We start from the raw sequence: 24,354 nt of genomic DNA, 5'->3' as shown, positions 1-24,354 counted from the left end.
TCTATACTCTCAGCTTTAAATTTAAATTATTTTGATTGTTAAGTTGTTATTATTGATTGCAAAAAGATACTATTTAACAGTTATAGTATATAATATTTTATAATTTTAATGAAACTCAAAACACATAACTATATGAAACAAATTTTACTCAACCTTATTTTTGCTCTTAGCTTTGTCAGTTTAGTTTCTGCACAAGGTTACACGACTCCAGATACGGGAGTTTCTTATTCTTTAGACGACCTTGTTACGGCTAGTCCTTCTACTATTTCTGTGTCTGGTACAACTTATACGTTAATAGATGACTTAATAATTTCTGCAACAGACACGTTTCTTATTGATACAGATGTGACATTAGAAATTGGAGCAGACGTTAGAATTACCATTTTTGGAACATTTAATGTAAGTGCAACCAATACTGTTTTCACAGCTCTTGATACAAACGCACCTTATGAAGGCTTTCGTTTTGAAGAATTTTCTATAATTAATATTCAAAATTCAACAATCCAATATGGAGGAGGATTACGTGTATTAACGGAAACCTTCACAATTAATAATTGTACAATTATTAATAATGTTTCTGGTATTTCAACAGGAAGTGTAATCTCACTTTCTAGAGGTATGCCTCAAATTACAAATAATACAATAACTTTTAATGAAACACCAGCGATTAGTTCTGGTGCTACCAATGATGTGTCTCCTTATATTTTTAATAATTATATAGAAGGTAATAACCAAGCCAATTCTAATAGACCTCAAATAAATATGGGTACAACTATGACAACTGAACCTATTCAAATTATTCAAAATACTATTATTGGTAACCGCAATTTAACTCAGGTTGGTGGTATTGCGATTTCTAATTTATTAGGAGGTGTTGTTGATGCAATTATTGATGATAATATAGTAAAGGATAATCGTTATGGTATTGCTTTACTCGGTGATGATATTTCTGCATTGGTTAGAAATAATGTTATAGAAGATAACAATTCTCAAGGCAGTCCTAATCTTGGAGGAAGTGGTATTTCATTAAATGCTTCGTCCGAAGGAATGGATGTTGTAGCTACAGGTAACGAAATTAGAGGTAATTTATGGGGAATTACACTTCAAGGAGAGTCTTCTGTAAATTTAGGCGACAATGTTGATAATATTGGTGAAAATGTATTTTCTCAAAATGGTAATGGAGGAGTGACTTATGCGCTTTACAATAATACAGATAATGCCTTTATGGCAATGCATAATTGTTGGGATGAAGAAAACGTGCCAAATTCTATTGCAGATGCAGAAGCGGTTATTGTGCACCAAAATGATATTTCTTCTTTAGGTTTAGTGACGTTTGATCCTGTAAATTGTGGATTTTTAAGTGTTGATGAATCGTTGATTAATCAATTAGTTATTTATCCTAATCCTTCAGAAGGTCAATTCAATTTAGACAATAATAATTTGTTTAAGCAAATGAATGTCTATAGTATCAATGGTCAATTAATTATGAAAAAACCATTAAAAATAGGCCCTAATGAAATGAATCTCGATTTATCTTCAGGAATCTACATTCTAGAATTAGAAGGAGAGCAAGCTAAAGCCATTAAAAAACTTGTTATAAATTAGTTTATTTTTATAGTACAAAAAAAGCTTCATCTGTTTGGATGAAGCTTTTTCTTTTTTAAGACTTTTTAAAACTTAATTTTTGTTAAGCTCTTATAATTTATTTTTCATCTAATACAATAGTCTGCATAGCTCTGAGAGCAACTTCTGTTGTAAACGTTTTACCCTCTATAGTTAATGATAGTTCATAAGCTTCATCGTTATTATTATAAACAACAACAGCTATAGAGCCATCCGTATTTTTTGCAGCTGTGTAAATAAGACCTTCAATACTTTCGCCTTTTAGATTAATTCTATGTGCATCGGGACGTATAAACTTACTAAAATGGCTTAGTAAATAGTAAAGAGGTGTGTAAATCACTTCATCCGTAATTGGATTTATGAGTACTGGAGCACTATTAAAGTTATTGTAAGGATTTGGTTGCCCTTTATGGCTAAGAATACTACACCATTCTACATAACCTTGTGTTCCGTGATTTAAATCTGTAATAATATCGTAGGCATAAGTCTCAAAAGGAACAAATGTACCTGCGTAATCTGTGCTTTCTCTCCAATATTGACCTATTGGGTCGTTAGCATCAATATCTATGCTAGATTCCGAATGAATCATTCCTTTATTCGGCCAGTTTTTCTGTAACTCAGCTAATTCGTCTGCATACCAATTATTCTCTTTTAATTCGGAATTTGTATACCAATGAAAAGCAGTTCCCCAAGCATATTTAGAAGCTTCTGGGTCTTTGTAAGTCGCTGAAGCATAATCATTCATTGTAGATTTATTATGGTCGTAAATAAGAACACGTAAACCAGATTCTAAATCATCAAGTTTAAGATGACCATCCTTTACAAGTTGAGGTCCAAGATGGTCTCTTAGAAAATCTCGACCTTGTTCAGGTGTAAATCCATTACTGTCCCATTGTGCGTTATGTGCGTGGAGTGGTTCGTTTTGAGGTGTTATCGCCCAAAGTTTTATGCCTTGCCCTTCATAAGCAGTTACATATTTTGAAATATATTCAGCCCAAAGTCCATAATATTTAGGTTGCAATGTTCCATTAGTCATGGTAGACGTTTCTCCTGTTTTCATCCAAGAAGGCGGACTCCATGGCGAAGCAATTATTTTAAAATCGGCACCAGGAATACGTGATGCTTCTAAAATCATTGGGATGAGGTCATAACCTGGTTCTACAAGTTCAATATCGCGAACTTGGTCGTTCTCGTCACCAGTAAAGCCTTTCATGTCTTCATGTATACTAAAAGTTGAAAGGTCTTCGTCGCCTTCTTGAATGTAAGTATAGTGGTTGTTTGAATAGTCACTACTATTGATATGAGTTCTTGTCAGTGTAAAGCCAGCTCCTTCGGTTGGACTAAAAAGTTTGGTTAAAACATTTTTACGAGATTCTACAGGAATCGTTGCCAAATTCCATGCAGAAGATTCTGTAAATGAAGCACCAAAACCATAATATTTTTGAAATTTTTCCTCAGGGAAAAGTTCAATAGATACTTTTTTTATGTCTTCGGTATTTGATGGATTTTTATCACTTTCAATCAATTTTAGGTTATCACCAGACTGTGAAGTTTGATATACTTCAGATACATAATCGTCATATTTACTTTTAGGTGAACAGCCTATTATTACAACGCAAATAAAAAGAAATTTAAAATATTTTATTTTTGGACTAATTGCCACTTTTAAAGTGAGTTTTAAGTTGTTTTGAGATGTTGTATTGTTATTAAATATCCTCATCTTTATTTAGTTTTTTATTAATGTTAGAGTAGGATAAATATAGGTTTTATCTGTTTCTGTTTTTAAAAAAAAATCAGGAACTTTTATAGTTGTTTTTTATGGTTTAAAACTAAACTTAATTGCTTCCCGAAAATAGCCGAAATTCCAGCAGCTAATCCACCAATGATTCCTGTTACTAACATTAAAACATAAGGATTTCCACCTAAAGGTAATAGTACTGCAATACGCTTGGCTAAAGTGAAATCGTTTCCACTGCTTAGCAGGTAGCTATAAACAAACCAGAATAGTAAAATTGCTAACAACGGAATAAAAAACACAGCTGATTTTTTCAACGGAATAAATAAAGCTGTTGCAATAGAAGCAATCATTACAGACCACCAAGGCATTACTAATGAGAGTAAATAGGCTAGAATAATAGTGACAATAAAGTTGATTATATTTTTACGCATTACTTCTTTGGTGTTAAGGTTTGTGTGCCAATAATAGCTTCGGTTGCTGTATTATTTTGTAAAAAATTAAGACTATGGTATTTGCCAGCTGCCCAATCGTCTATAAAATTATCGTAGTATTTACTTCCTGGATTTCCAGATTGTCCACCAGGATAAATACCTAAAGCAGTAGGAGGAGAGGTCATTTCTACAATCATTCGCCAAGAAGGTCCCCAATTTTCTGAAGTAGCATTTACAATGTTTTTACCTCCACCAATGGGTAAGTCAAATCGAGAAAAGGCTGGTATAGCTTGCAATAAATGGCCAGCAAATGTGCCTTTGTAATTCACCCAATTTAGATCTCCATTTTTTGCTTTCCAATCATTAAGTTTTGTAACGGCTTTGCTAAAACTAAGGTTAAATAAATCTGTCGCAGTTTCTTTTTCTGGTGTGTCTATAATGTCCATAAATGCATCATCACCATTGTTTTTTAATAAATAGATAGTTTGGTACGTAAATGGAGTAGAAATTGCTGTGTCTTCTACATCAAATTCATCCCAAACCATAGTGTTTAAAATAGGCCACCAAGCGCTCCAAATGCTTGGTCCTATTTGTTCCATATCATTGTTATATTTCCAGTTTTTGGCAATGTCATATATTTCTTTTTCTTCTTTAGTTAAGTTAGATGTTTTCATGTTTTCTAACATATAAGGCATCAACTCTGCTGCTTTAAGATTGTAGTTATTGTTGTGTAAATCTTTAAAATCTTGAACACTAAATTTATCTTTCGAATTAAAGAAGTCATTAATTACGCGATTTCTATAGGTTTCAAAACCATCGTTAAACACAAAATATGGATAGTTTTCGTCAACGGGAGTTTGATTAGCAGAACTTACAAAACCACGTTTCGGATTCTTAACATGAGCATTAAATTGTTGTGGAATAAAACTTTGCCAATCGTTTCTAGATTTACTGCCATCCATTATAAATTTACCTTGACCTTCCCATTTATTAGGAAACAAACCTTGCACCCAAATGGCAACATCTCCAGAAGTAGATGCAAATACAAAATTTTGAGCAGGAGCAACCCAATTTTTTAATGCGGTTACGTAATCGTCATAATTTTTAGCCTTATTCATTTCTGTAAATGTTTTTTGACCATTACTAGGAATATGACCAGTCCATTGCATAGCATAACCAGCTAATTCTTGATCAGACTTAAAGTTTTTATCGTAAACTACAGGTCCATGATGCGTGTAAAGCACAGAATCTTTATAGGCTGTTTGTCCTTTTATTTTAATGTCTTCAACTCTAATGGAAACATCTTTCCATTGATTGTCAAATTTGTATTTTGTTCTATCGTCGTTAAATTCAATTTTATACCAATCAATGACATCTCTAGTCGCATTGGTTTCTCCCCATGCAATATGTTGATTAAAGCCAGAAATAACAGCCAGCGCACCAGGTAAAGTAGCTCCAAATGCATTATGATTTGGTGTGCTTAATTGCATTACAAACCAAATGGAAGGTAAGTTGAGTCCTAAATGCGGATCGTTAGCTAAAATTGCGTTTCCTGTTGTTGATTTCTTATCAGAAATAGCCCAATTATTACTTCCATAATTTGGGTCTGGTTTGTCAATAGTCTCAGCAATAGAATCTAAAATAGGTTTGGTATTAGGGTTTTTAGTTTGCGGAACATCAATATAGCTCCAATCGGTTTCTTTCGGAATAATTGGGTCTGTAATATCGAAAAAATCAGGAAATAATAAATCAAAACGCTCCTTTCCAAATAAACGTAAAGCATTGGTGTTTTCCATATCTTCATCACCTCCAGCCAACATTTTTGTCATATACATTAACAATAATGCTGATTTTTTTGGTGTCCAAGCTTCTGGCTTATAATCTAATAATTTGTATTCTACAGGGTAGTCATTTGGGCTAAGCTGATTAATATAACTATTAACGCCATCAGAATATGCCTTAACTATTGCCATGGTGTTAGCATCTTCAGTCATTTTTTTTAAACTCTGTTCTGCACCATATACCATACCTCTTCTTCGTTCTTGTCGGTCGTAATTCAAGGCTTTTTCACCTATTAATTCAGATAAGCGACCAGCTGCAGCATACGTTTGAAACTCCATTTGCCAAAGTCTATGCTTTGCCGTAATGTAACCTTGTGCTCTATATAAGTCGAGTTCGTTTTGTGCAAAAACATGCGGAATTAATTGAGCATCGTAATGCACAGTGACTTTCTCTTTTAACTCAGGAATTGATACTTCTCCTGAAATGGCTTCATCGGTTTCATTTTGCCAAACACCAGAATAAGGATTTAGAAATTTACCAATAGGAGGAATAGAACCAAATTTTGTATTAAGTCCGTAAAAAATACCTATCGTTAATACGAAAGAAAGAATAAGCTTGAAATATTTCATGAAGTTGAATTATAGTCGGACTTAAAAATAGCAAATTTTATATAATTCTTGGCTACCAAAAAACATCAATATTTTGGATGACTGAATTATATTAATCTAAGACGCTAAAAAATAGTGTTATTTAAATCTTGAAGAAATGTAAAATTAAATAAAGCATAGTTTTTACAACTAGCGAAGCACTAATTTTTTAACCACTTCCTTTCGTAACGACTCGTTAAGCATTTTAATGATTTTTTCAGTTCCGTAACTTAATTCTTCACGCAAAACACTAGAACTTAGTTGTACATATAAAGTATCGTGTTTTAATTCTATGGCTGTTGTGTAATTGTTAACACCATTTCCCATTAGGTTTGCCCATGCCTCGCGCACGTCTACTTTGTCTAAACCAGATTGCAAATTATTATTTTGAACAAACTGTTTTAAAATATCTTCTATTGGTTGGTTGTCGTTATTTCGTTTTGCCATGATGTTGAATTTTCAATAATTCATTTTACAAAGTTACTCTTCTAAATCTAATATTATAGAAGTGTACCTCTTGTATAAATAAATATTTTGGTCTTCGTTCATTATTTTAAGCTGTTTAGCATTTGCATTTAATACTTTTTCTTTCCAATTAGCATAAGGTGTGGTATAGTAAATGTATAATTTATCGTTCTCAACTTTTAATTGAATGTCTTCTGCATCGCCAGAGGTAAAATAAGTATCATTAATACCTGGTTTAAGTTTTTTTCTGAAACCTTTTAAACTATCATTTATACCTATATAATCTATTGTTTCATTGAATTTGTATTCTTTTTTACTGCCATCTGCCATGGTTACTTCTTGTATTTCCCAGTAACCTTCTATATGTTTAATATATGATTCTGGGTTTTTACCGCAGCTAAAGATGCTCACCATTACTACTGTTAATAAGGTGGTCTTTAATTTATAAAGACTAATACAATTGGCAGTGAAAGAGGGTCTCATAATGTTGAAAATGTTTTTCATAATTTGAAAATTTTATAAGATTGATGCGTTTGTTTTATAACATCTTCAGTACGTTCTGCATGTGTATCACTAATAAAAATTTGACCAAAATGTACATCATCTACCAAACTAATAATTTGTGAAACTCTGCTTTCATCTAACTTATCAAAAATGTCATCTAATAATAGGATAGGAGAGACACCACTTTGTTGTTTTATAAAATCGAATTGTGCCAACTTTAAAGCAATTAAAAAGGACTTTTGCTGTCCTTGACTTCCAAATTTTTTAATCGGGAAATCATCAATTAAAAACACTAAATCATCTTTGTGTGTTCCGACACTAGTATATTGCAGTGCTTTGTCTTTATTAATATTGTTGGCGAGTAAATCAATTAATTCAATTTTAAATAAATCACTTTTATAAGTTAAATCAATAGCTTCTTTATTCTGACTAATAGCTTCGTAACGCGATTTGAAAATAGGAATGAAAGTTTGTAAAAAGGCATCTCGCTTTTTAAAAATCACACTACCATAAGTATGGAGTTGTTCATTGTATATAGCTAAAGTATCTGCATTAAAGGTGTTGTTCAATGCAAAATATTTTAAGAGCGCATTACGTTGCGTTAATACTTTATTATAATTTATAAGTTCTGCTAAATAATTTTTGTCACTTTGCGAAATTACACTGTCTATAAATTTTCGTCTGGTGTCACTGCCTTCAATAATTAAATTGCGATCGGCTGGCGAGATTATAACTAGTGGAATAAAACCAATATGCTCACTAAATTTCTCGTAAGCTTTACCATTTTTTTTAATAACCTTTTTGTTGCCACGTTTTAAGGAGACTATTATTTTCTCATCACGTTCATTTTTTGTGAATTTGCCATCAACAACAAAAAACTCTGCATTGTGGTTTATATTTTGTACAGCTATTGGATTAAAATAGCTTTTTCCAAAAGCTAAGTGATAAATAGCGTCTAAAGCGTTGGTTTTACCGATACCATTTGCACCAACAAAACAGTTGATTTTAGCGTCGAAATCGAAAACCTGACTTTCAAAATTTTTATAATTAACTAGAGATAGTGAGTTTAGATTCATGAAAAGTAAACAGATTCCTTGATTTTACTGATGTAGAAAAGCTTTTGCGCTTGTTATTAATTATTCAAAAATAACAAATAAATAGGCTTTTAAATCCCAATAAAAATTTTATTTTTGCGCACGCACAAAATGACAATTTATGGCAACGTATAATAAAAGAGGCTACAAACCAAAAACAGTAAAAGAGAAAGAAGTAATTGTTGAAGAAGATTCAACAACAGCTGAAGTATTTAATACTTTAGATGAAGGCGCTTCTAAAGCTGAGGAATGGGCTGTAAGAAACCAAAAGTATATAATAGGTATAGTTGGTATAATCGCATTATTGGTTTTAGCAGTTTTAGCGTACAATAAATTTGTAGCTGAACCTAATGAAAAGGATGCAATGAACGAAATGTACACTGCAAAGAAATATTTTAACGAAGCCGTTAATGGTACTTCTGCAGATTCTTTATATAGAATGTCTTTAGAAGGTGGTGAAGGTAAATATGGTATGCTCGATATTATTGAGAACTATGGAGGAACACCTGCAGCTAACTTAGCGAACTATTATGCTGGTATGGCATACTTAAACTTAAAAGATTACCAAAATGCTGTTGAGCATTTAGATGATTTTTCTAGTGAAGATAAAATGTTAGGTCCAATTGCTAAAGGAGGAATAGGTGATGCTTTTGTACAACTAGACCAATCAGATAAGGCTTTAGAATATTACGAAAAAGCATTTAAAGCTAATGTAAATGATTTTACTACTCCTCTGTATTTAATGAAAGCGGCTAAGGTTGCTATTGATTTAGGTAACAATAGTAAGGCTTTAGATTATTTAACGCGAATTAAATCTGAATTTTCAACTTCTAACGAAGCTAAGGATGCAGATGTATTGATAGGAAAAGTAGAAGCAAGCTTATAGTGTATGGCGACTGCAAATCATAATTTATCGAATTACGATAAAGCTACAATCCCAAACGCGAAAGATTTTCGGTTTGGGATTGTTGTTTCAGAATGGAATGACAAAATCACAGAAGGTCTATGGCAAGGTGCTTTTGATGCGCTTATAGATTGTGGAGCTATTAAGCAAAATATTGTACGTTGGAATGTTCCTGGTACGTTTGAGTTAACTTATGGTGCTGCAAGAATGAGTAAAAGCATTTATGCAGACTCAGGCATGTTAGACGCTATTATTGTAATAGGTTGTGTAATTCAAGGGGAAACAAAACATTTCGATTTTGTTTGCGAAGGCGTAACACAAGGTATTAAAGACTTAAATCTTAAAGGTAATATTCCTGTTCTATTCTGTGTACTTACAGATAATAACATACAACAATCCATTGACCGTTCTGGCGGAAAACATGGAAATAAAGGTACAGAAGCTGCTATCGCTGCTATTAAAATGGCAGATTTGCGTAAGCAGTCTATATAGTTTTTATTTTAAAGTCTTCAGTCTTTACTTTGCATTAAAAGAAAATGAGCAATAGTATTGTTTTCAATATAATTTAATTTTGCTAACTGCTAACTGCTAACTGCTAACTGCTAACTGCTAACTGCTAACTGCTAACTGCTAACTGTGGCATCCTTTTTGTTAATAATTTTAAGGAATCCTTAAGCATTTGTTCCTTGTAATTTCAGTACTTTTGAGCTTAATCTAGTATAATTTACGAGTCATTTGTTTCAGCAAAGAAAAAATAAGCGTTTTACTTATAAATCTCGACTTCAGGATTCCGAAGAAAAAGAGTCGAAAGCCGACTTCGAAGCTAAATGGAATGAAATTAAAGGGAGTGAAAAGAAACATGGAAATGTTTTTACGTCATTACCAGCTTTAATCGTAATGTTAGTTTCGCTTTTTGTTTTACTTTATATTCTTGAAGGATATATAAATTAAGGGTACTATGGGATTAATGAAATTAAAAAAGAATAAGAAGTTTAATTACCAACCTCGTTATTATAAGGGAGATGGTTTTGAGCTAAAACATAAATTCGACGATCAACGAACTACAATAAATCCTGCAAAAGGAATTAAAGGAAAACTGAATGCAGCCGTAGATGACTATAAAAACAATAATGATACTAACGTTAATAGACGAGTTCTTTTAATTGTAGGCATTTTGGTTTTTCTGTTTCTGTTTATTATTGGTTTTGATCTCTCTATTTTCCTTCCAAATAGCTAATGTCAGATATTATTCAACTTTTACCAGACCATGTTGCTAATCAAATTGCAGCAGGTGAGGTCGTTCAGCGTCCAGCTTCCGTAGTTAAGGAACTAATGGAGAATGCTATAGACGCTAATGCTACTGAAATAAAATTGATTATTAAAGATGCTGGTAAAACACTAGTACAAGTTATAGATAACGGCAAAGGTATGAGTGTTACTGATGCGCGTTTAAGCTTTGAGCGTCATGCCACATCAAAAATAAGAGCTGCAGAAGATTTATTTCAATTAAGCACTAAAGGATTTAGAGGAGAAGCTTTAGCAAGTATTGCTGCCATTGCGCATGTAGAATTAAAAACAAAACAAGATACAGACGATTTAGGTACTGTCTTAGTAATTGAAGGAAGTGAAGTGAAATCTCAAGAGGTTTCAGTAACGCCAACTGGTACTTCAGTGTCTGTAAAGCATTTATTTTTTAATATTCCGGCAAGACGAAATTTCTTAAAGTCAGATACCGTTGAGTTAAGACATATTACAGACGAGTTTCATCGTGTAGCTTTAGCACATCCAAATATAGCTTTCGCATTTTATCATAATGGAAGTGATTTGTTTAATGTGCCACAAGAAAATTATAGGCAACGTGTTGTACATATTTTTGGAACAAAGACCAATGAAAAATTAGTGCCTGTTGAAGAAGAAACAGAAGTATTAAAAATTTCAGGATTTGTAGGTAAACCAGAATTCTCTAAGAAAACAAAATCGGAGCAGTACTTTTTTGTTAATCAGCGATTTATAAAGAGTCCTTATCTTAATCATGCTATAAAATCGGCTTATGAAGGTTTGTTGAAGGATGGTTATCATCCGAGTTATTTCTTAAATCTTACAGTAGACCCAAAATCTATTGATATTAATATTCATCCGACTAAAACTGAAATAAAGTTTGATGATGAACATACACTATATGCCATTTTACGTTCAGCAGTAAAGCATAGTTTAGGGCAATTTAATATAGCTCCTGTTTTAGATTTTGAACAACAAAGCAATTTTAATACTCCATATGAGTATAAGGATAAGTCGGCATCAACTCCTGCAATAGAAGTAGATCGTAGTTTTAATCCCTTTGCAGATGATGGTTCATTTTCGTCGAGTAACCAAAAAAGGTCTAGTCAAAATAGTGGATTTAAATCCGCACCATCAGCATCTTGGGAAAGTATGTATGTAGGTTTAGAATCTAAAGGTAATAATTCACAATCAGATTTTAGTCAAGTTACTTTTGAGAGTGATACTAAAAACGAATCTATTTTTAGTGATTCATCTATTGAAACCACTAAAACAACGTTTCAATTACAACAGAAATATATTGTAAGTACTTTAAAATCTGGCATGTTAATTATAGATCAGAATAGAGCTCATCAACGTATTTTGTATGAAAATTTCTTGAAACATATAACTATACAAGAAGCTACAAGTCAGCAATTATTATTTCCTCTACAGCTACATTATACGCCAAGTGAAACTAAAATAATTGAGGATTTAAAGACTAATTTGGAGCATACTGGTTTTGTGTTTTCAGAATTAAATAATAATGAAATTACAATTACAGGTGTTCCTGTAGGTGTTCCAGAAAGTGAAGTTTCTATAATTTTAGAACAGTTAATTAGTGATGTGGAAAATGATGTGCCAGACACTAATTTTAGCACTTCAGATTTGTTAGCTAAGTCAATGGCAAAGAGTTTGGCCATTAAAAATGGGCAATCTTTAAATAGTACAGAACAAGAACATATGGTAAATAGTTTATTTGCCTGTAAGGAACCTAATGTATCACCAACCAATAGACCAACGTTTATTACAATGGCAGTTGATGATATTGAGAAAAAATTTATGTAGAGTATGGGACGACAAATGACAGATGCAGTAAAGAATTTATTAATAATTAATGTCCTTATTTTTATAGGGATGGTGACAATAGGAAGCAATAACGAGCCCTTTATGACTTGGTTTGCTTTATACTTCCCTAAAAATCCTTCTTTTCAACCATGGCAAATATTAACACATATGTTTATGCATGGAGATATTATGCATATCCTTTTTAACATGTTTGCGCTTTGGATGTTTGGTACAGCAGTAGAACAGGTTTTTGGTTGGAAGAAGTTTATCATTTTTTATTTATTAGCAGGATTTGGTGCAGCTACACTTCAAATTGCTTTTTCTTATTATCAGTACAATACAGGACTTGCAACATTAATGGAAGCAGGTATTTCGCAGTCTAGTATCATAGAGTTACTCTCAACGGGTCAGTATGATCAAAATTGGTCTATGGTTTTAGGAGATATAGATAAAGCTAAGGATTTTGCAGGCTCTTTTATATCGCCAATGGTTGGTGCTTCTGGTGCAATTATGGGAATTTTAGTCGCGTATGGTATGTTATATCCAAATTCTGAACTTATGCTAATTTTCTTGCCTATACCAATAAAAGCAAAATACTTTATTCCAGGTATTATTTTGTTAGATCTAATTTCAGGGTTAACAGGTCAATCTTTCTTTAGTCCTAGCAATACAGCTTATATGGCTCACGTTGGAGGTGCTTTAACTGGCTTTCTTTTAATGTATTTCTGGAAGAAAAATGAAAAGGATAAATACCGTTGGAATTAATTATGAGTACCATTCAAAATTTAAAATATAAGTTTAATAATCTCGATGCTTTTGGTAAAATCATAGCCATTAATGCTGTTGTGTTTTTAATTAGCTTGGTTGTAAATTCATTATTACGTTTCGATTTGTTTACGTATTTTGAATTGCCCTCTGGTATTATGAATTTTTTATTTCAACCATGGTCATTAATTACCTATGGCTTTTTGCATAATGGCATTTTTCACTTAGTTTTTAATATGTTATTTCTCTATTATTTATCTAGAGTAACGACAAATTTATTCAGACAAAAAATGATTCTGAATATTTATTTCTTAGGAATTATTTGTGGCGGTTTAGCGTATCTAGCTGTTGCTAACCTTTTGCCACAAAAACTTATTGGGCCAAAGGATGTATTGGTTGGAGCATCTGCAGGTGTTAGTGCGCTTTTACTTTTTGTTGCAGCGTATATTCCAAATACAGAGATTCGATTGTTTAATGCTTTTAATGTAAAATGGAAGCATATTGCGATGGTAATTGTTGGTTTAGATTTGTTTAGATTAATGTCTGGTTTGAATCAAGGTGGTTATGTCGCTCATTTTGGTGGTTACCTTTTGGGATATATTTATGCTACAAGATTATTAAAAGGGACAGATATAGGTATTGGCTTTGAACGTGCAATGGATAGTTTTATGAGTTTGTTTAAACCAAAATCTAATCTTAAAACTGTACATCGTAAAAAACAAACAAAGGAATACGCAGGTAAGACTAAAGACGAGTTTCATTCGTTTAATAATCAGAAAAAAATAGATTTAATTCTCGATAAAATCAGTAAAAGTGGTTACGAGAGCCTTACTGCAGAAGAAAAAGAATTTCTTTTTAAAGCAGGTAAATAATAGGAGCGGTGAAAGGGTTAGGATTAGGTAGTAAAATTGTATTTGTGATCAATTCGTTGGTGGCATTTTTATTGCTTATTTCTTACGTTTTACCATACATACCGCCTAAAAGTTTTGCGACTTTGTCTGTTTTAAGTTTAGGTGTTCCATTACTTATTTTATTCAATCTACTCTTCTTTATCTTCTGGTTACTTCGTGTAAAAAAACATATGATTTTATCGCTAGTAGTTTTGTTATTAGGCTATAATTATATTGCTTCTATGTATAAGTTTTCATCATCTGCGAAAGTTGAAGATGAAGCTAATTTTTCTGTGATGTCTTTTAATGTTAGAATGTTTAATAAGTTTCACTGGTTGCCAGAGGCTATAGATAAAGAAAGCATCGTTAAAATGTTAGAAGGTGAACAGCCAGATATTTTATGTCTTCAAGAATACCCGAGAGGTGAACGTGTGCAATTAGATGGTTATTATAGTTTTAACGCTACTTATAATAAAGGGATAAAAGGAGGACAAGCTATATTTTCTAAATTTCCGATTGTAAACTCTGGTTCGTTAGAATTTCCTAATACTTATAATAATGCGATTTTTGCAGACATTGTAAAAGATAAAGATACGATACGCATATATACATTTCATTTACAATCCTCTGGTATTAATGCCGATGTAGAAAAGCTAAAAGATGAAACCTCTGGTCATTTATTTAATCAAGTAGGTGCAACTTTTAAAACACAACAAGATCAAGTAAATTTATTTCTTGCGCATAAGTCTAAATCGCATTATAAAACCATTGTAACTGGTGATTTTAACAATACAGCATATTCTTATGTTTATAGAAAGGTTAAAGGCGACGATTTAGTTGATACGTTTGAAGAAGCTGGAAATGGATTTGGTCGTACTTATGATTTTAAATTCTTTCCAATGCGCATTGATTTTATTTTGGCAGATAAAGATTTCATCGTTAATGGCTTTGAAGTTTATGATGTGAAGCTATCTGATCATTACCCAATAAAAACGACTTTAAAACTACATTAAGCTACAATCAACTAGGTCTGCAATAATATGTATGACTAAACCTAAACCGATAATTCTTGTTTTTTTAGGGATAAGTAGCAATACATAAACTACAATAGCGTAGCAGGAGTGAAGTGGATGAAAACTGATGCTACAACGGTTTGGGTCAAAAACAGGGTTGGCTAAAAGATGGTCAAAGTCTATAAGCATACCTAATACCATAATTATATATGCTTTAACCCAATACTTTTTATAGAGTACCAAAGCTACAGCTAAGGGTAAACCAAAATGTATACCGTAATGAGCTATGGGTTGAAGCATATTATTATATAAAAGAAATTTCTTGTCGTTTTAAATACAACTCAGCATTAGGACCTTCGTTAAATAATAAGTCTAAAACACTAAGGTTAGATAAAAATCCGTGTTTCTCTGTAAATACTTGAGTATAAGATTGAAGTGAATTAACCTCAAAGTTACGTTTTGTTAAGTTTCTGAAATCTATTTTTCCTATTGGTGCTTTTTCGAAAATTGAAGTGTTAATAGGATTAGAATTGAGCTGAAGCGCATTTGAAAGTAATTCAAAACATTTCAAATTAAAATCTAAGATAAAATCAAACTGTAATTCAAAAAGTGGCATTAAATCGTCTATATAGAATTCGAAAAAAGGTGACATACTATAAGCTGACTGCAAAGATTTTAAATGCTGAACTTGCCATTGAGCTTCATTAGCAATCTTTACATCCTTGCTCAATTGCCTATTCTTTTGAGAGTAAGTAACAGGTACTGTTAAAGCTAATTTTCCGTTTGCGCCATAGATTTCTGTACGATTTCTAAAGGATTGTTTTTGGTAATTATCACAGACTTCAAAATGAATTGAATCTGCATTAACAATAGCCCAAAAATGTGCAATATTTGGAAAATATGTTGGATGAATTATGGCTTCCATAACGACTTATTATAAAAGTCTAATTACGACTTAGCTTTCTTTTTCTTACGCCATTTATTAAAAAATGTAATACCCAAAACAAGAAGGACAAAAGGAATAAAATAAGACGTGCGTTCACCGCTTCCGCTAACCGTAGTGAAAATTCTATCCCAACGGAAACTCCAGTTTTTAATACCGTCGTTAATGCCATCAATACTCATCCAAATAAATACAGGCTTACCAAATACGTGATTATAAGGTACAAATCCCCAATATCTACTATCAATAGAGTTATGTCTATTGTCACCCATCATCCAATAGTAATCTTGATTAAAAGTATAAGATGTAGCTGGCTGGTCGTCTATTAAAATCTGATTTCCTCTTGTGACCACTTTATGACCTTCGTATTCAGAAATAGCACGTTTGTAAATAGAAATGTTTTCGGTGTTTAATTGTACTGTTGCTCCAGCTTTTGGTATCCACATTGGACCAAAGTTGTCCACGTTCCATTTGTAATTTGGGTCTCTAGGGAAAATTCCACCATCGACGCCCTTATCCATTTTTATTGGTGTGATTGAAGCAACTTCAGGATGTGATTTTAATTTTGAAATGGCTTCGTCTGTTGCTGCAGGAATTCTATAAGAGCCTTCAGCAGTTCCGTAACCTAAACCATCTGTGATATCATATTTTTTTAATATATCATAGATTCTCGCAGGTTGTAATTGACGTTTGAATGTTATGTCATAAGAAAACTGAATATGTGCTCTAGGAGGCAATTTGTTCTGCTTACCATTAATAAAAACATAACCATTTCTAATTTCTAAAGTATCACCTGCTACACCAACACATCGTTTTACTAAGTTGGTTTTTTTGTCAATGGGTTTGTAGTAATTACGATCAGGATTGAAATCATTCATGTCTAATAATGTATCAGCTGGCTGATTAAAAACCACAATATCATTACGCTCTATATTTTCAAATCCTGATAATCTAAAATAAGGTAACTGTAATTTATTTTTCCAAGAGGTGTTACGCTCTTCAAAATTATCATCAAATAAATACGATTTTGTATTTAATTTAGGGATGGTATCATGCACCATTGGTGCAGCAACAGTTGTCATTGGTACTCTCGGGCCATAGTGTAATTTACTCACAATTAAAAAATCACCGACTAATAATGATTTTTCTAATGAAGATGATGGAATTACAAAAGGTTGAAAGAAGTAAGTATGCACAATTGTAGCGGCTACAATTGCAAATAGTATAGAACTAATCCATTCACCAGTAGATGTTTTTGGTGTTAACTTTCTGTTTTCAACAAAATTAACATCTGCTATATAATTAAGGTAATATAAATAAAAGCCTAAAGTCACTATACATAGTAGTGCATCAATTTTACTGTCTTTTCCGTATGCTCTAGCAGTTTCTACCCAAACAGCCGGAATCATAATTAAATTTACAATAGGCAAAAACATGAGAATTACCCACCACCAAGAACGCGAGATAATTTTCATTAAAACTATAGCGTTGTAAATTGGCACAAAAGCTTCCCAAGCTTTTCTGCCAGCTTTAACGTATAATTTCCATGTGCCTAAACCATGAATGATTTGTAAAACGAGTAAAAAGATAAACCACTGTGTCCAGCTCATAATGCAATATTTAATCTAGTAAGTTGAAAATTATTTCAATTTGTTTCAAAACTTTGGCAAATTAACCAATGTTTAACACATCTTTCATAGTAAAGACACCTTTTTTGTCTTTAATCCATTCTGCAGCAACTACAGCTCCCATTGCAAAACCTTGTCTACTATGTGCTGTATGTTTAATACTTATGGAATCTATTTCAGAATTATAAGTAACTTCATGGGTGCCAGGAACATGTTCTATACGTTTAGCGTCTATAAAAATTTCATTAGATTCAGGTTGCTCTAAAGTCCAATTGTTGTAATCAGAGTTTTTAATAATCTCTTCTGCCAAAGTAATTGCTGTTCCGCTTGGTGCATCTAGTTTTTGGGTGTGATGAATCTCTTCCATTTCTATGTTATACTCCGAAAAGCCAGACATTAATTCACTTAGTCTTTTGTTGATTTCAAAAAATATATTCACACCTAAACTAAAGTTAGAGGCATAAAGGAAGGTACCGTTCTTTTCTTTACAATAAGCTATGACGTCATTATAATGTTCTAACCAACCCGTTGTGCCAGAAATAACAGGAACTCCAGCATCTAATGCTTTCTTTATATTAAAAACAGCAACAGAAGGAATACTAAAATCTATAGCGACATCTGTATTTTTAAAATCATAACCCGAATTAGAATCTGATACAATTAAAGAAATACTATGGTTGCGATTTAAGGCAATGGTTTCAATGCTTTTACCCATTCTACCATAACCGAGTAATGCTATGTTCATATTAAAATTTAAAATTAAGAGTCAAGCCTAAATCAGATGAGTTTTCTAATTCATTATACTGGTAATGCGGACTTAAACTAAGATTTTCATCAACATTAAATTGAAGTAAATGGGCATCAATATTGGCATCGAGTATATTTAAGGCGTAAAAACCAAAGGTTACTAATAGAGAGAGGTCTTTATTTCGTCTGGCTTGTGTTTGCGCTCTCACTAGTGCGTCTGTTGAGATATTAGGAGTACTACCATCTCCATAAAATTCATCGTCCTTAAAACCAGCCAAACGTCTTTTGTAAGCATCTCTGTAACGATTTAATTGTCTTGTATTAAAATCATAAACCAAAATACCTCCAGTAATCGCTCCCCAAACAATTGGTATTTTCCAATACCTTTTGTTGTAAGCCTGACCTAAACCAGGAAGTACAGCAGATAAAAATGCTGCTTTTGCAGGTCTTAATGGGTCAATTTCAGTTTTTACTAATGAATCTGTAGCTATAATTACTTTATCATTAATAGCAATACTTGTACTGTCTGTTTCTATTTGAGAATATGAAAACATAACAGAAATTATACACAATAAAACTGCGAAGAAATTCTTATTTGTTTTCACGCTGAACTAATTTTTTAATGCGATTGAAATCTTCTTCAGAATGAAAAGGAATAGTAATTTTTCCACTTCCGTTTTTAGCTACTTTTACGTCTATTTTATGACCAAAGTAATCTGAAAATTCTCTAACCCCTTTTTTAATGTGCTTAGGGATTTCAATTGAAGTATTTTCTGATTTAACAGGTGTTTCAGTATTTAAATTCTTAACCAATTGCTCAGTAGCTCTAACTGAAAGCTTGTTACTAATGATTTTTTCATAGACTTCAAGCTGGTCAACTTGGTCTTCAATATTTACCATTGCTCTTCCATGACCCATGCTAATAAAACCATCTCTTATTCCGGTTTGAATAATTGGGTCTAATTTTAATAAGCGTAAATAATTGGCAATTGTAGAACGTTTTTTACCAACACGCTCACTCATTTCTTCTTGAGTAAGATTAATTTCGTCAATTAAACGCTGATACGACAACGCTATTTCTATAGCATCTAAATCTTGACGTTGAATATTTTCTACCAAAGCCATTTCTAACGACTCTTGGTCATTAGCGATTCTGATATATGCAGGTATGGCTTCTAAGCCAATCAATTTTGAAGCTCTAAAACGACGCTCTCCTGAAACTAGTTGATAATTGTTAAAGGCTAATTTTCTAACTGTAATAGGCTGAATAACACCTAACTCACGAATAGAAGATGCTAATTCTCTTAACGACTCTTCATTAAAATTAGTTCTTGGCTGAAAAGGATTAACCTCAATGCTATTAATATCAAGTTCAACGATGTTACCAACTACTTTATCTGCATTTTTATCTTCTGCTGAGTTAATATCGTTTTCTGGATCTTTCAATAAAGCAGAAAGACCTCTACCTAATGCTTGTTTTTTAGTTGCTTTCGCCATTATAATTCATTTTTCTTAATCAGCTCTTTTGCTAAGCTCAAATAATTAACAGCACCTTTACTGCTCACGTCATAGTTAATAATACTTTCACCATAACTTGGTGCTTCACCTAAACGCACGTTACGTTGAATAATAGTATCAAAAACCATATCACTAAAGTGTTTTTGTACTTCTTCTACAACTTGATTAGAGAGTCGTAAACGTGAATCGAACATCGTTAAAAGCATGCCTTCAATATCTAACGCTTGGTTATGTATTTTTTGTACACTTTTAATAGTATTTAACAGTTTTCCTAAACCTTCAAGTGCAAAATACTCACATTGAATAGGAATAATTACGGAATCTGCTGCTGTTAGTGCGTTTAGAGTTAATAGGCCTAACGAAGGTGCGCAGTCTATTAAAATATAATCGTAATCTGCCTTTAAATGATCTATTGCTTTTTTTAGCATATACTCACGCTCTTCCTTATCTACTAATTCAATTTCAATAGCAACAAGATCAATATGCGCAGGTATAACATCTACATTAGGCGCATTAGAGGCTACAATGGCTTCTTTTGCTTCTGCAGAATGTTCTATTAATTGGTAGGAACCTATCGCAACCGAGTCCACATCAATGCCTAACCCAGAACTTGCATTGGCTTGCGGATCCGCATCAATAAGTAATACTTTTTTTTCTAAAGCTCCTAGTGAAGCTGCTAGATTTACTGAGGTTGTTGTCTTACCAACACCTCCTTTTTGGTTTGCTATTGCAATGATCTTACCCATTAAATGATATACTTAGATATAAAGTGATAAAATTACGATTATTTACGACTTTAGAAAATTGAAGTTGTTAACATTAAATTAAAGAATTTGAATGTTATTTGATTTAACCCGAATTGTTTGTTGTTCGTTTAAAAAGACTAATACTTTGTCAAAATAGGGTGTGCCGCCTATTGCCCAAACATTGAGATGGTTAGCGTTATCAATCTCTAAAAATTCTTTATGTTTACTTTTTATTCTTGAAAAATTAGCTTTTCCGTAAGCAATATTAATTCGGTCATCTTTGTTGCCGTGTACAACTAATATAGGTTGTGTAATGGTTTCGCAGTAGGTGAGAGGCTTAGCATCGTTAACATCAAAATCTGCAATGTCACCAGCTCTATTTACTAAGTAATTTGAAAAAGGTTTAAAGCTAAAGCCAACATGAAGCTTAAAATAATCGTCAACAATAGTTCTAAAATCTGAAAACGTACTTTCAATAATTCCAAATTTTATACGTTTATCAAATCCCATAGCTTGTAAACCAATGGCTCCACCAAGGGATTGTCCCCAAATACCTATGTTGTTTATGTTTTCCTCATTGATTAAATAATCAATAACGCTTTTAATATCCTTCTTTTCATTAACACCAAAAGAGCAGAACTGACCTCCACTGTTACCATGTGCTCTTGAGTCTAATGCAACTGAATTGAATCCGTTTTTAGCTAAAAAGGTGCTTAAATCAAAAAAAGCGTTCTTATTTGAACGAATACCATGCAATAGTATAATGGTACCCTTAGTGGAGTCTAAACTTGAAAACGTTAAGCGTGCAGATAATTTAATAGCATCAAAAGAGGTAATGCTAAGTTCTTTTCTATTGATGTTTTCGATAGATTTAGCTGCGATATCAAAATCTTTAACTTTATTGCGTTTTATTAAGCTTACCAAAGGATTTCTAATTTCTGTAATTAATCTTGGAATAAAAAAGTGAGTAAATAGTAATCCTAGAATCAGTGCAATTAGTGCGATTCTTTTTATGATTTTGAATTTGCGTTTTTTAAGTGCTTTACTCATCAATTAAAATCTCCAAAATCTGAATAGCAGCTTCGCTAATTTTTGTGCCTGGTCCAAAAACAGCAACAGCTCCAGCATCGAATAAATATTGGTAATCTTGCTTAGGAATCACACCACCAACAATTACCATGATATCATCTCTTTCGTAATTTTTAAGTTCTTCTATAACTTGAGGAACAAGGGTTTTGTGTCCTGCAGCTAAGGAAGATACACCTAGAATGTGTACGTCGTTTTCTACGGCTTGTTTTGCGGCTTCTTTTGGTGTTTGAAAGAGCGGTCCAATATCTACATCAAAACCAACATCTGCATAACCTGTAGCAACAACTTTTGCGCCTCTATCGTGTCCGTCTTGTCCCATTTTAGCAATCATAATCCTAGGGCGTCGACCTTCTTTCTGTGCAAATTGGTCTGCTAATTCTCTTGCTTTTTGAAAGCTTTTGTCGTCTTTTATTTCTTTACTATACACGCCAGAAAATGATTTTATTTGTGCTTTATGTCTTCCAAACTCAGCTTCTAAAGCATCGCTAATTTCACCTAAGGTTGCTCGTTTTTTAGCAGCATCTACGGCTAAAGCTAATAAATTATCTTCACTTGTTTTAGCTGAAGCTGTTAATTTAGCTAATGCATTGGCTACAGCGTCATTATCTCTGGTTGCTTTAATGCTTTCTAAGCGTTCAATTTGTTGCTGTCGTACGGTTTGATTATCTACTTCGAGTGTAGAAATTGGATCTTCTTGTTCTAATCTATACTTGTTTACACCAACAATAATATCTTGGCTAGAATCGATTCTGGCTTGTTTGCGAGCAGCAGCTTCTTCTATTCTTAATTTCGGAATTCCGGCCTCAATTGCTTTTGTCATTCCACCTAATTCTTCAACTTCTTCAATTAGTTTCCAGGCTTGGTTTACGATGTCATTAGTTAGTTTTTCAACATAATAACTGCCTGCCCAAGGGTCAACTGTTTTTGTGATTTTAGTTTCTTCTTGTAAATAAATCTGTGTGTTTCTTGCAATACGTGCAGAGAAATCAGTAGGTAACGCAATAGCTTCATCTAACGCATTAGTATGTAAACTTTGTGTACCACCAAAAGCAGCAGCAGAGGCTTCGATACAAGTTCTAGCCACATTATTAAAAGGGTCTTGCTCTGTTAAACTCCATCCTGACGTTTGACAATGTGTTCTAAGTGCTAAAGATTTTTGGTTTTTAGGGTTGAATTGTTTTACTAATTTTGCCCAGAGCATACGTGCTGCGCGCATTTTAGCGATTTCCATAAAATGATTCATGCCAATGGCCCAAAAGAAAGAAAGGCGAGGCGCAAAGGTGTCAATATCCATGCCAGCATCTAATCCTTTTCTTATGTATTCTAAACCGTCAGCTAGGGTATAAGCTAGTTCAATGTCGCAAGTAGCACCAGCCTCTTGCATGTGGTACCCAGAGATGCTGATACTGTTGAATTTAGGCATGTTTTTGCTCGTGTATTCAAAAATATCAGAGATAATTTTCATGGAAGGTGTTGGTGGATAAATGTAGGTGTTTCTCACCATAAATTCCTTAAGAATGTCATTTTGAATGGTTCCTGCAAGTTGCTCTGGTTTTACACCTTGTTCTTCGGCAGCAACAATGTAAAATGCCATAATTGGTAAAACCGCACCATTCATAGTCATGGAAACCGACATTTTATCTAGTGGAATTTGGTCGAAGAGTGTTTTCATGTCTTCAACAGAATCAATAGCAACACCTGCTTTACCAACATCACCAACAACACGTTCGTGGTCAGAATCGTAACCTCTATGTGTAGCTAAATCGAAAGCAACGGATAATCCTTTTTGTCCTGCGGCTAAATTTCGTCTATAAAATGCATTACTCTCTTCGGCAGTTGAAAAACCAGCGTATTGTCTAATAGTCCAAGGTCTACGAACGTACATTGTTGAGTAAGGTCCTCGTAAGTTCGGAGCAATACCAGCGACAAAATTTAAATGTTCTAAACTTTTAATGTCCTCTTTAGAATACGTTGGTTTTACATTGATATTTTCTGCAGTTAAGAACGCTTTTTGTTTATCTGACTCTAGGTTTAAGGCTTCTTGCTTTAATGCTATATGTTGAAGTTTTTTTCTGCTCATAATATCATTTTTTCTAAAAACGGGTCAAAATTTACATCAAAAGGTGTTGTAAGATTGATTAATGCTGTTTTTTTATTTGAAGACACAAAGTAAACGTGTTGGTAGGCTTGGTGGTGAATCTTTCTATCTTCAATTTTAAAAATGGCTTTGAATATTTGAGTGCCACCATTATTGTTGTGTTTGGCAGTGATTTTAGTGTAATCTAAATCTGTGACACTAGACATTTCTTCTTGGTTTTGTCTAATTATGCCTAACAAATATTTAGCATCTTGCCTTGTAATTGGTGTGTAAGGAATTGTATTAATGGTGTAAGAGGAATTTGCTGTGCTATCAAAAAAGATGTAATAATTACCCTCCATTTCGCGGATATTCCTAAGTCTTGCGCGTTCAATTTCTAGGTCTTCATTATTGACGACGAGAGAATCGATTAATGCGGTATATTCTACAGCATTATAGGGCTTGAAACTCTCAGGTAGAAATACCTTTATACCATCGTTATCTAGAAAATGTTGTTTGCCTAAAAGCTGGTCTGATGTGTTAACTTGCGTCCAATCTTGTATTTCTTTTGCGACTTCAAAACATGATGTTAAAAACAAAATAAATACACCAAAAATCAGGAATATAGTTTTTCTCAATACCATA

The 24,354-nt window shown here is 32.9% G+C and carries 25 protein-coding genes; 9 read left to right on the top strand and 16 right to left on the bottom strand.

Annotation, left to right across the window (positions count from 1 at the left end; all coding sequences use genetic code 11):
- Positions 1-132: 132 nt before the first annotated feature.
- Entirely contained in the window at positions 133-1,605 is a 1,473-nt protein-coding gene (locus Q0807_RS13400; RefSeq protein ID WP_299110555.1) for a T9SS type A sorting domain-containing protein, read from the top strand.
- Positions 1,606-1,702: 97 nt separating this feature from the next.
- Here the strand turns inward: Q0807_RS13400 and Q0807_RS13395 are convergent, their stop codons facing one another.
- The 6 genes from Q0807_RS13395 to Q0807_RS13370 form a co-directional block, all read right to left on the bottom strand.
- Positions 1,703-3,343: a glycoside hydrolase family 30 protein gene (locus Q0807_RS13395; RefSeq protein WP_299110554.1), complete on the bottom strand. Its 1,641-nt coding sequence runs from the start codon at positions 3,341-3,343 to the stop codon at positions 1,703-1,705.
- 83 nt (positions 3,344-3,426) lie between these two features.
- Positions 3,427-3,792 (bottom strand): hypothetical protein, encoded by a 366-nt coding sequence (locus Q0807_RS13390; RefSeq protein ID WP_299110553.1) that lies wholly within the window; start codon positions 3,790-3,792, stop codon positions 3,427-3,429.
- Positions 3,792-6,203 (bottom strand): penicillin acylase family protein, encoded by a 2,412-nt coding sequence (locus tag Q0807_RS13385; RefSeq protein ID WP_299110551.1) that lies wholly within the window; start codon positions 6,201-6,203, stop codon positions 3,792-3,794. The genes Q0807_RS13390 and Q0807_RS13385 overlap by 1 nt, the downstream gene beginning before the upstream one ends.
- A 168-nt stretch (positions 6,204-6,371) precedes the next feature.
- A complete protein-coding gene (locus tag Q0807_RS13380; protein WP_299110550.1) occupies positions 6,372-6,668 on the bottom strand; it encodes a DUF721 domain-containing protein in 297 nt (98 codons plus the stop codon).
- A gap of 33 nt (positions 6,669-6,701) precedes the next feature.
- Positions 6,702-7,190, bottom strand: coding sequence for a lipocalin family protein (locus tag Q0807_RS13375; protein WP_299110549.1), 489 nt, complete (start codon positions 7,188-7,190; stop codon positions 6,702-6,704).
- Positions 7,187-8,266 (bottom strand): DNA replication/repair protein RecF, encoded by a 1,080-nt coding sequence (locus Q0807_RS13370; RefSeq protein WP_299110548.1) that lies wholly within the window; start codon positions 8,264-8,266, stop codon positions 7,187-7,189. The genes Q0807_RS13375 and Q0807_RS13370 overlap by 4 nt, the downstream gene beginning before the upstream one ends.
- 139 nt (positions 8,267-8,405) lie before the next feature.
- Here Q0807_RS13370 and Q0807_RS13365 point away from each other — a divergent pair, with 139 nt between their 5' ends.
- The 8 genes from Q0807_RS13365 (at position 8,406) to Q0807_RS13330 (ending at position 14,961) form a co-directional block, all read left to right on the top strand.
- Positions 8,406-9,170: a tetratricopeptide repeat protein gene (locus tag Q0807_RS13365; RefSeq protein ID WP_299110547.1), complete on the top strand. Its 765-nt coding sequence runs from the start codon at positions 8,406-8,408 to the stop codon at positions 9,168-9,170.
- 3 nt (positions 9,171-9,173) lie between these two features.
- Positions 9,174-9,680: a 6,7-dimethyl-8-ribityllumazine synthase gene (gene ribH, locus Q0807_RS13360; RefSeq protein ID WP_299110546.1), complete on the top strand. Its 507-nt coding sequence runs from the start codon at positions 9,174-9,176 to the stop codon at positions 9,678-9,680.
- A gap of 243 nt (positions 9,681-9,923) precedes the next feature.
- Entirely contained in the window at positions 9,924-10,139 is a 216-nt protein-coding gene (locus Q0807_RS13355) for a hypothetical protein (RefSeq protein ID WP_299110545.1), read from the top strand.
- Positions 10,140-10,146: 7 nt separating this feature from the next.
- On the top strand, positions 10,147-10,425 hold the full coding sequence (locus tag Q0807_RS13350; protein ID WP_299110544.1) for a riboflavin synthase subunit beta: 279 nt from the start codon (positions 10,147-10,149) through the stop codon (positions 10,423-10,425).
- Positions 10,425-12,293: a DNA mismatch repair endonuclease MutL gene (gene mutL / locus Q0807_RS13345; RefSeq protein WP_299110543.1), complete on the top strand. Its 1,869-nt coding sequence runs from the start codon at positions 10,425-10,427 to the stop codon at positions 12,291-12,293. Before Q0807_RS13350 ends, mutL begins: the two co-directional genes overlap by 1 nt.
- A gap of 3 nt (positions 12,294-12,296) precedes the next feature.
- Positions 12,297-13,058: a rhomboid family intramembrane serine protease gene (locus tag Q0807_RS13340; RefSeq protein ID WP_299110542.1), complete on the top strand. Its 762-nt coding sequence runs from the start codon at positions 12,297-12,299 to the stop codon at positions 13,056-13,058.
- A gap of 2 nt (positions 13,059-13,060) precedes the next feature.
- Positions 13,061-13,930, top strand: a complete 870-nt coding sequence (locus tag Q0807_RS13335) for a rhomboid family intramembrane serine protease (protein WP_299110541.1) — start codon at positions 13,061-13,063, stop codon at positions 13,928-13,930.
- Between the two features lie 8 nt (positions 13,931-13,938).
- Positions 13,939-14,961 (top strand): endonuclease/exonuclease/phosphatase family protein, encoded by a 1,023-nt coding sequence (locus tag Q0807_RS13330; protein ID WP_299110540.1) that lies wholly within the window; start codon positions 13,939-13,941, stop codon positions 14,959-14,961.
- Here the strand turns inward: Q0807_RS13330 and Q0807_RS13325 are convergent.
- The 10 genes from Q0807_RS13325 to Q0807_RS13280 all read right to left on the bottom strand — a co-directional run bounded on the left by Q0807_RS13325 (position 14,953) and on the right by Q0807_RS13280 (position 24,353).
- Positions 14,953-15,261 (bottom strand): DUF6122 family protein, encoded by a 309-nt coding sequence (locus tag Q0807_RS13325; RefSeq protein WP_299110539.1) that lies wholly within the window; start codon positions 15,259-15,261, stop codon positions 14,953-14,955. The two genes, Q0807_RS13330 and Q0807_RS13325, sit on opposite strands and share 9 nt — an antisense overlap.
- 4 nt (positions 15,262-15,265) lie before the next feature.
- Positions 15,266-15,886 carry a WbqC family protein gene (locus Q0807_RS13320; protein ID WP_299110538.1) on the bottom strand — a complete coding sequence of 207 codons (621 nt, stop codon included), beginning with the start codon at positions 15,884-15,886 and terminating at the stop codon, positions 15,266-15,268.
- A 23-nt stretch (positions 15,887-15,909) separates the two neighbouring features.
- Entirely contained in the window at positions 15,910-17,514 is a 1,605-nt protein-coding gene (gene lepB / locus Q0807_RS13315) for a signal peptidase I (RefSeq protein ID WP_299110537.1), read from the bottom strand.
- A gap of 61 nt (positions 17,515-17,575) precedes the next feature.
- A complete protein-coding gene (gene dapB, locus Q0807_RS13310; RefSeq protein ID WP_299110536.1) occupies positions 17,576-18,277 on the bottom strand; it encodes a 4-hydroxy-tetrahydrodipicolinate reductase in 702 nt (233 codons plus the stop codon).
- A 1-nt stretch (position 18,278) separates the two neighbouring features.
- Positions 18,279-18,884: a DUF5683 domain-containing protein gene (locus Q0807_RS13305; RefSeq protein WP_299110534.1), complete on the bottom strand. Its 606-nt coding sequence runs from the start codon at positions 18,882-18,884 to the stop codon at positions 18,279-18,281.
- The gene (locus Q0807_RS13300; RefSeq protein WP_299110533.1) at positions 18,871-19,776 is read right to left on the bottom strand and encodes a ParB/RepB/Spo0J family partition protein; all 906 of its coding nucleotides are present in this window, start codon (positions 19,774-19,776) and stop codon (positions 18,871-18,873) included. Before Q0807_RS13300 ends, Q0807_RS13305 begins: the two co-directional genes overlap by 14 nt.
- Entirely contained in the window at positions 19,776-20,543 is a 768-nt protein-coding gene (locus Q0807_RS13295) for a ParA family protein (RefSeq protein WP_299110532.1), read from the bottom strand. The genes Q0807_RS13300 and Q0807_RS13295 overlap by 1 nt, the downstream gene beginning before the upstream one ends.
- A 78-nt stretch (positions 20,544-20,621) precedes the next feature.
- A complete protein-coding gene (locus Q0807_RS13290; RefSeq protein ID WP_299110531.1) occupies positions 20,622-21,593 on the bottom strand; it encodes an alpha/beta hydrolase in 972 nt (323 codons plus the stop codon).
- A complete protein-coding gene (gene scpA / locus Q0807_RS13285; protein ID WP_299110530.1) occupies positions 21,586-23,712 on the bottom strand; it encodes a methylmalonyl-CoA mutase in 2,127 nt (708 codons plus the stop codon). Before scpA ends, Q0807_RS13290 begins: the two co-directional genes overlap by 8 nt.
- On the bottom strand, positions 23,709-24,353 hold the full coding sequence (locus Q0807_RS13280) for a hypothetical protein (protein ID WP_299110529.1): 645 nt from the start codon (positions 24,351-24,353) through the stop codon (positions 23,709-23,711). Before Q0807_RS13280 ends, scpA begins: the two co-directional genes overlap by 4 nt.
- Position 24,354 lies beyond the last annotated feature (1 nt).

Source organism: uncultured Winogradskyella sp., from assembly GCF_947495255.1.
Taxonomy (GTDB): domain Bacteria; phylum Bacteroidota; class Bacteroidia; order Flavobacteriales; family Flavobacteriaceae; genus Winogradskyella.
This window is presented reverse-complemented; position numbering and strand designations above follow the sequence as displayed.

Excerpts from the sequence above, each read along its gene's own strand:
- Q0807_RS13400 (WP_299110555.1), top strand. The coding sequence starts at position 133 with ATGAAACAAATTTTACTCAACCTTATTTTTGCTCTTAGCTTTGTCAGT.
- Q0807_RS13395 (WP_299110554.1), bottom strand. The coding sequence starts at position 3,343 with ATGAGGATATTTAATAACAATACAACATCTCAAAACAACTTAAAACTC.
- Q0807_RS13390 (WP_299110553.1), bottom strand. The coding sequence starts at position 3,792 with ATGCGTAAAAATATAATCAACTTTATTGTCACTATTATTCTAGCCTAT.
- Q0807_RS13385 (WP_299110551.1), bottom strand. The coding sequence starts at position 6,203 with ATGAAATATTTCAAGCTTATTCTTTCTTTCGTATTAACGATAGGTATT.
- Q0807_RS13380 (WP_299110550.1), bottom strand. The coding sequence starts at position 6,668 with ATGGCAAAACGAAATAACGACAACCAACCAATAGAAGATATTTTAAAA.
- Q0807_RS13375 (WP_299110549.1), bottom strand. The coding sequence starts at position 7,190 with ATGAAAAACATTTTCAACATTATGAGACCCTCTTTCACTGCCAATTGT.
- Q0807_RS13370 (WP_299110548.1), bottom strand. The coding sequence starts at position 8,266 with ATGAATCTAAACTCACTATCTCTAGTTAATTATAAAAATTTTGAAAGT.
- Q0807_RS13365 (WP_299110547.1), top strand. The coding sequence starts at position 8,406 with ATGGCAACGTATAATAAAAGAGGCTACAAACCAAAAACAGTAAAAGAG.
- ribH (WP_299110546.1), top strand. The coding sequence starts at position 9,174 with ATGGCGACTGCAAATCATAATTTATCGAATTACGATAAAGCTACAATC.
- Q0807_RS13350 (WP_299110544.1), top strand. The coding sequence starts at position 10,147 with ATGGGATTAATGAAATTAAAAAAGAATAAGAAGTTTAATTACCAACCT.
- mutL (WP_299110543.1), top strand. The coding sequence starts at position 10,425 with ATGTCAGATATTATTCAACTTTTACCAGACCATGTTGCTAATCAAATT.
- Q0807_RS13340 (WP_299110542.1), top strand. The coding sequence starts at position 12,297 with ATGGGACGACAAATGACAGATGCAGTAAAGAATTTATTAATAATTAAT.
- Q0807_RS13335 (WP_299110541.1), top strand. The coding sequence starts at position 13,061 with ATGAGTACCATTCAAAATTTAAAATATAAGTTTAATAATCTCGATGCT.
- Q0807_RS13325 (WP_299110539.1), bottom strand. The coding sequence starts at position 15,261 with ATGCTTCAACCCATAGCTCATTACGGTATACATTTTGGTTTACCCTTA.
- Q0807_RS13320 (WP_299110538.1), bottom strand. The coding sequence starts at position 15,886 with ATGGAAGCCATAATTCATCCAACATATTTTCCAAATATTGCACATTTT.
- lepB (WP_299110537.1), bottom strand. The coding sequence starts at position 17,514 with ATGAGCTGGACACAGTGGTTTATCTTTTTACTCGTTTTACAAATCATT.
- dapB (WP_299110536.1), bottom strand. The coding sequence starts at position 18,277 with ATGAACATAGCATTACTCGGTTATGGTAGAATGGGTAAAAGCATTGAA.
- Q0807_RS13300 (WP_299110533.1), bottom strand. The coding sequence starts at position 19,776 with ATGGCGAAAGCAACTAAAAAACAAGCATTAGGTAGAGGTCTTTCTGCT.
- Q0807_RS13295 (WP_299110532.1), bottom strand. The coding sequence starts at position 20,543 with ATGGGTAAGATCATTGCAATAGCAAACCAAAAAGGAGGTGTTGGTAAG.
- Q0807_RS13290 (WP_299110531.1), bottom strand. The coding sequence starts at position 21,593 with ATGAGTAAAGCACTTAAAAAACGCAAATTCAAAATCATAAAAAGAATC.
- scpA (WP_299110530.1), bottom strand. The coding sequence starts at position 23,712 with ATGAGCAGAAAAAAACTTCAACATATAGCATTAAAGCAAGAAGCCTTA.
- Q0807_RS13280 (WP_299110529.1), bottom strand. The coding sequence starts at position 24,353 with ATGGTATTGAGAAAAACTATATTCCTGATTTTTGGTGTATTTATTTTG.